Below are 6,243 nucleotides of genomic sequence, written 5' to 3'. Positions count from 1 at the left end.
CCGTAGGGGCGATCGTCCACGGTGCGATGCCGATCGGTGGCGTAGTCGCGCGGGTTCCAGAACTCCAGCGCGATCCGCCCCTTCTCCACCGCCCGACCGGTAACGCCGTGGCGAGTGATCGCCTCGAACATCTCCGGGAACAGCGAGACGACGCCGATCCACATCAGCTCGCCCCCATCAGAACTCGGGATCCCAGTCGACGGTGATGACACCGCCCTCGAGATCCACCTCTAGGATCACCTCGCCGGGCAGGTAGGGGAGCAACCGCTCCCGCGCGTCGAGGGCGCCCTCCTCGAGCGCGCCCTTCACGACCATGACGTCGTTGGCGCCGGTCTCGAAGAGCGAGTCGATACGCCCCAGCACGGCGCCCTCGCGGGTCACCACGCGCAGCCCCTCGAGCTGATGCCAGTAGAGCTCGCCCGCCTCCAGGGCAGGCAGCTCCGCCTTGGGCAGCAGGATCTCGACGCCGGCCAGCGCCTCGGCCGCCTCGCGGGATTCGCACCCCTCGAGGCGCGCCACCAGACCCTTGCCATGGCGACGCCCCTGCAGCAGGCGCCGGCGCTCGAGGCGATCACCGCGGCGCAGCACCCATTCGGGGTAGTCGAGGATGCCCTCCATGGGGCCGGTGTACGAATACACCTTGAGCCAGCCCTTGACGCCGTAGGGGCTGGTCAGCTTGCCCAGCACCACGTGATCGTCAGCGGACTGCACGGCTCCCTGTTCGCTCATCGACAACCTCGTGATCACCGGCGACACCGCGAGTCAGGCTCAGGCCTGCTTGCGGGCTTCCTTGACCAGCTCGGCGACGCGGTCGGAGAGCTGGGCGCCCTGGCCTTCCCAGTGGGCGACGCGATCGAGATCGACGCGCAGGCGCTCTTCCTGACCGCGGGCGATCGGGTTGAAGAAGCCCAGACGCTCGATGAAGCGGCCGTCGCGGGAGTTGCGTGAATCGGTCACGGTCAGGTGGTAAAAGGGACGCTTCTTGGCGCCACCACGTGCCAGACGAATGGTAACCATCGTAGTCTGTCCTTCGTTGCGGATTGGGTTGTACTGCTCGGGAAGCGGCTGCCGTTGACAGCCAACGGGCCACGCTTCGGGCATTCGGTCATGGCGGCGGCCGCGACGCGTCGCGGTCCTGCCAGTGAAGACGCAGCATTCTACGGAAAACAGCCCCGCTTGGGAACCTTTTTCGGGGCCTGCCCCGGGGCAGCGCCAGGCCGACCCGGGGCAGGCCTCGCGCGCCGGCTACCGCCAGGGGAAGCCGCCGGGGCCGCCGCCCATTCCCCCCATGCCGCCAGGGCCACCGGGGCCACCGCCGCCCATCATGCCGGACATGCCGCGCATCATCTTCTGCATGCCGCCCTTCTTGCCCGCCTTCTTCATCATCTTCTGCATCTGCTTGTGCTGCTTGAGCAGGCGGTTGAGGTCGGGCACCTGCAAGCCGGCCCCGGCGGCGATGCGCCGCTTGCGCGAGCCGTTGATGATCTCGGGCCGGCGGCGCTCCTGGGGGGTCATGGAGTTGATCAGCGCCTCGAGCTTGCCCAGCTCCTTCTCGGGCCCCGGCCCCTGGGCCAGCTCGGCCATCTGGCCCATGCCCGGCAGCTTGCCGAGCAGGCCACCCATACCCCCCATCTTCTTGAGCTGCTGGAGCTGGTCGCGGAAGTCCTCGAGGTCGAAGCCCTCGCCTTTCTTGACCTTCTTGGCCAGCCGCTCCGCCTTCTTCTTGTCGACGGTGCGCTCGGCCTCCTCGATCAGCGACAGCATGTCACCCATGCCGAGGATCCGCGAGGCGACGCGGTCCGGGTGGAAGGGCTCCAGGGCATCGACCTTCTCGCCCACGCCCATGAACTTGATCGGCTTGCCGGTGATGTGGCGCACCGAGAGCGCCGCGCCGCCGCGGGCGTCGCCGTCGGCCTTGGTGAGGATCACCCCGCTCAGCGGCAGCGCCTCGTGGAAGGCCTTCGCGGTGTTGGCGGCATCCTGGCCGGTCATGGCGTCGACGACGAACAGGGTCTCCTGGGGCGAGACGGCCTTATGCAGCGCCTGGATCTCCGCCATCATCGCCTCGTCGATGGCCAGGCGGCCGGCGGTATCCACCAGCAGCACGTCGTGGAACTGGATCCGGGCGTGCTTGATCGCCGCCTCGGCGATGGCGACGGGCTGCTGGTCGCTGCGCGACGGGAAGAAGTCGACGCCGACCTCTTTCGCCAGGGTCTCGAGCTGGTCGATGGCCGCCGGGCGATAGACGTCCGCGGAGACCACCAGCACCTTCTTCTTCTCGCGCTCCTTCAGGTAGCGCGCCAGCTTGGCCACCGAGGTGGTCTTGCCCGCGCCCTGCAGGCCGGCCATCAGCACCACCGCCGGCGAGCCCTTGAGGGAGAGCCCCTCGTTGGCCTCGCCCATGGTCGCCTCGAGCTCCTGCTGGACGATCTTGACGAACTGCTGCCCCGGCGAGAGGCTCTTGGAGACCTCCTGACCCACCGCCCGCTCGCGCACCCGCTCGATGAAGTCCTTGACCACCGGCAGGGCGACATCGGCCTCCAGCAGCGCCCGGCGCACCTCGCGCAGCGTCTCCTTGATGTTGTCCTCGGTCAGGCGGGCCTGACCCTTGATCGACTTGAGCGTGTGCGACAAGCGCTCGCTGAGATTCTGGAACATTGGCCTCTCCAGTGACGACGGCCCCAAAGTGGCTGCGATTATACGCGCTGTGGCCGTCAGTCTCCATGCGCCCCACCGCAGCGACAGGGTGTCGCAAGCCGGCGGATGATCTGTGCCTGTCCAAGGGGATTGGGTATAGTAGCCGCACGCAATCCACCCTCAGGCGCACGGAACGCAATCGATGCAGGCGCTCTCCCTGGCCATCCTGGCCTTTATCCTCTATCTCGCCGCTGCCTCCTGGCAGGGCCTGGTGCTGATGCACCGGGCGTCTCCCCAGCCGCTGCTGGTGCGTGGCCTGACCGTGCTGGGTCTGCTCAGCCACCTGCCGCTGGCCGTCGGCCTGTTCGGCCATGACGAGCCGGTACTGCCCGGCCTATCCACCAGCCTGATCCTGATCAGCGGCGCGGTGGTGCTGGTGCTGCTGGTGGTCAGCCTGTTCAAGCCGGTGCTCAATGTCGCCGTGGGCGTGCTGCCCCTGGCCGGCCTGGCCCTGCTGCTGGCCACCGGCCTGCCCAGCCCCGAGCGGGCCGGGGGGCTGACGCCGGGGATCGCGCTGCACGCCCTGAGCTCGCTGCTGGCCTTCGCCGTGCTGGCCATCGCCGCGGTGCAGGCGGTGCTGCTGGGCCTGCAGAACCGGGCGCTGCGCCAGCACCACATCCGCGGCCTGGTCCAGGCGCTGCCGCCGCTGACCACCATGGAGCGCGTGCTCTTCGAGCTGATCTGGGGCGGCATCGCCCTGCTCACCCTGTCGATCCTCAGCGGCTTCCTGTTCCTCGACAGCATGTTTGCCCAGCACCTGGCCCACAAGACGATCCTGTCACTGGCGGCCTGGGTGATCTTCTCGGTGCTGCTGTTCAGCCACCACCGGCTGGGCTGGCGCGGCATGCGCGCGGTGCGCTGGACCCTGGGCGGCTACGCGGTGCTGCTGCTCGCCTACTTCGGCAGCAAGTTCGTGCTGGAGGTGGTGCTGGGCCGCTGAGCGCCCGCCCCGCCTTGACACTCGCCCGGGCCGTCCCGTCAAATCGGCCTGACACGCGACCGAGGACCCTTCGACTTGAGCGACGACTTCCCGCTGGGATTGCTGTTCGGCCTGCTGTTCCTGCTCATCTGCCTCTCCGCCTTCTTCTCCAGCTCCGAGACCGGCATGATGTCGATCAACCGCTACCGGCTGAGCCATCAGGCCAACAGCGGAGAGCGCCGCGCCCAGCGCGTCGCGCGCCTGCTCGCCCGCCCCGACCGCCTGATCGGCGTGATCCTCATCGGCAACAACTTCGTCAACAACCTGGCCGCCGCCATCGCCACGGTGCTGGCCATCCACTTCTTCGGCGAGGTCACCGGCCCCGCCGTGGCGCCGCTGCTGCTGACCATCGTCATCCTGATCTTCGCCGAGGTCACCCCCAAGACCTATGCCGCGGTAAAGCCCGAGCGCATCGCCTATCCCGCCTCGGTGGTGCTGGAGCCGCTGCTCAGGCTGCTCTACCCGCTGGTCTGGCTGGTCAACGCCATCTCCAATGCCCTGCTGCGGCTGCTCGGGGTAAAGAGCATCGAGGGCGGCGGCGACCACCTGACCCGCGACGAGCTGCGCACCGTGGTCCACGAGGCCGGCACCCTGATTCCCCAGCGCCACCAGGCGATGCTGCTGTCGATCCTCGACCTCGAGAACGTCACCGTGAACGACATCATGGTGCCGCGCCACGAGGTCATCGGCATCGACCTGGACGACGACCTCGAGGCGATCCTCACCCTGATCCGCACCAGCCAGCACACCCGGGTGCCGGTCTACAAGGGCGACATCAACAACATCATCGGCATGCTGCACCTGCGCAACGCGGCGCGCTTCCTCTCCCGCGGCGAGGTGACCAAGGCGGCCATCGTCCAGGAGGCCCGGGAGCCCTACTTCATCCCCGAATCGACGCCGCTGCACACCCAGCTGCTCAATTTCCAGAAGCAGAAGCGGCGTATCGGCATCGTGGTGGACGAGTACGGCGATGTAGAGGGGCTGGTGACCCTGGAGGACATCCTCGAGGAGATCGTCGGCGAGTTCACCACCGACGTGGCCGGCATGGAGCAGGAGATCCACCGCCAGGAGGACGGCAGCTACCTGATCGACGGCACCGCCACGATCCGCGACATCAACAAGGCGCTGAGCTGGCAGCTGCCCACCGACGGCCCCAAGACCCTCAACGGCCTGATCCTCGAGCACCTGGAGGCCTTCCCCGACGGCCCCGCCTGCCTGCAGGTGGGCAGCGTGCGCATGGAGATCCTCGAGGTGCGCGACAACCTGATCACCGCGGCGCGCTGCTGGCCGGCACCGCGCCGCCGCTGAGGCGCCCCGCCGGCGGGCTCAGCGCCGCTCCAGCGCCCCCACCCCCGCGGGCTGGGTCCACTGGTCGGCCTCGGCCTTGAGCGCCCGGACCCGCTCCTCCAGCACCCGCCGCGTCGCCCGACCCGGGGAGAGTGGCTCGCCGAAGTGCAGCGCCACCCGGGCGCGAAAGCGCCGCGGCCGGCCGCTCAGGGCCGGGCCGTGGCAGTGGGAGGTCCAGGAACCCCACAGGCCGGAGAGCCCCGCCGGGATCACCGGCACCGGGTCCCGGGCGAGGATCAGCTCCAGGCCGCGGCGGAAGGCGTGGATCTCGCCGTCCGGCGTCAGCCGGCCCTCAGGGAAGAGCATCACCACCTCGCCCTCGCCCAGGGCGCGACTCACCTCCTGCAGGGCGCGGCGCACGTTGCCCGGATCGTGGCGCTCGGACTCCACCGGAATGGCCCCCACCAGCCGGAACAACCAGTTGAGCCAGGGCGAATCGTAGATCGGCTTGTCCATCAGGAAGCGCAGCGGCCGCCGGCTGGCGCCGCCGATCACCAGGGCGTCCATGAAGCTGACATGGTTGCACACCACCAGGGCCGCGCCGCAGGCGGGGATATGCGCCAGGCCCCGCAGACGCAGCCGGTAGATGAGGCGCACGATCAGGTAGATCAGCCAGCGCACCGCCGGCCGCGGGCGGCGCACCACCCGCCACGCCAGCACCAGCCCCGCCAGCACGCCCCAGGCCAGCGCAGTCACGTCGTGGCGGACCTCGCCTTGAGCCCGGCCAGGATGGTGCGCAGCAGCTGGTCGAGCAGCTCCCCCACTTCCAGCTGCTGGCCCTGCCAGTAGCCCAGGCGCTCGTTGAGCCCGAGCAGCACCAGACCGTGGACGCTACCCCACAGGGTCCGCCCCAGGCGGCGCGCCTCCGGGTCATCCAGCGCCGGCTGGTACTCCTTGAGAATCGCCTCCACGCGCAGGAAGAGCGCCTCGATCATGTCGCTCTGGCGCCGGTCCAGCTCGCCCTCCTGGGCCAGGGGGTAGTCGAACAGCAGCTGCCAGCGGAAGGCCTCGCGCTGGGCGAACTGCCAGTAGGCGCGCGCCAGGGAGTGCAGGCGCACCTCCGGTGCGCCGCCGGACATCAGCGGCTCGATCACCCTGCGCAGCCGAAAGAGGGTCTCGATGTTGACGTGCTGCAGCAGGTTGTTGAAGCTGCCGTAGAGCTTGAGCAGGGTGCTGGGGGCGCAGCCCACCTCCCGGGCCAGGGCACGCAGCGAGAGGGT

At 69.2% G+C, this 6,243-nt stretch carries 7 protein-coding genes; 2 read left to right on the top strand and 5 right to left on the bottom strand.

What is annotated here, in order from left to right:
- Nucleotides 1-177 precede the first annotated feature (177 nt).
- The 3 genes from rimM to ffh form a co-directional block, all read right to left on the bottom strand.
- Nucleotides 178-729: a ribosome maturation factor RimM gene (gene rimM, locus J5F18_RS04340; RefSeq protein ID WP_346301097.1), complete on the bottom strand. Its 552-nt coding sequence runs from the start codon at nt 727-729 to the stop codon at nt 178-180.
- A 39-nt stretch (nt 730-768) separates the two neighbouring features.
- A complete protein-coding gene (gene rpsP / locus J5F18_RS04335) occupies nt 769-1,017 on the bottom strand; it encodes a 30S ribosomal protein S16 (protein ID WP_346301096.1) in 249 nt (82 codons plus the stop codon).
- A gap of 228 nt (nt 1,018-1,245) precedes the next feature.
- Nucleotides 1,246-2,658: a signal recognition particle protein gene (gene ffh, locus J5F18_RS04330; RefSeq protein ID WP_346301095.1), complete on the bottom strand. Its 1,413-nt coding sequence runs from the start codon at nt 2,656-2,658 to the stop codon at nt 1,246-1,248.
- A gap of 181 nt (nt 2,659-2,839) precedes the next feature.
- Between ffh and ccsA the strand changes: the two genes are divergently transcribed.
- Both ccsA and J5F18_RS04320 read left to right on the top strand, forming a co-directional pair.
- A complete protein-coding gene (ccsA, locus tag J5F18_RS04325) occupies nt 2,840-3,637 on the top strand; it encodes a cytochrome c biogenesis protein CcsA (protein ID WP_346301094.1) in 798 nt (265 codons plus the stop codon).
- Nucleotides 3,638-3,712: 75 nt separating this feature from the next.
- Complete coding sequence (locus tag J5F18_RS04320; protein ID WP_346301093.1) at nt 3,713-4,984, top strand: HlyC/CorC family transporter; 1,272 nt, start codon at nt 3,713-3,715, stop codon at nt 4,982-4,984.
- Between the two features lie 18 nt (nt 4,985-5,002).
- Here J5F18_RS04320 and J5F18_RS04315 read toward each other — a convergent pair whose 3' ends face one another.
- The gene (locus J5F18_RS04315) at nt 5,003-5,668 is read right to left on the bottom strand and encodes a 1-acyl-sn-glycerol-3-phosphate acyltransferase (protein ID WP_346302174.1); all 666 of its coding nucleotides are present in this window, start codon (nt 5,666-5,668) and stop codon (nt 5,003-5,005) included.
- Between the two features lie 47 nt (nt 5,669-5,715).
- The coding region (locus J5F18_RS04310; RefSeq protein WP_346301092.1) for a TetR-like C-terminal domain-containing protein at nt 5,716-6,243 on the bottom strand (528 nt) is incomplete at its 5' end.

The sequence above is a fragment of the Halomonas sp. BM-2019 genome (assembly GCF_017584085.1).
Note: the sequence above shows the minus strand (reverse complement) of the source record. Positions and strands in the feature narration are given on the sequence as shown.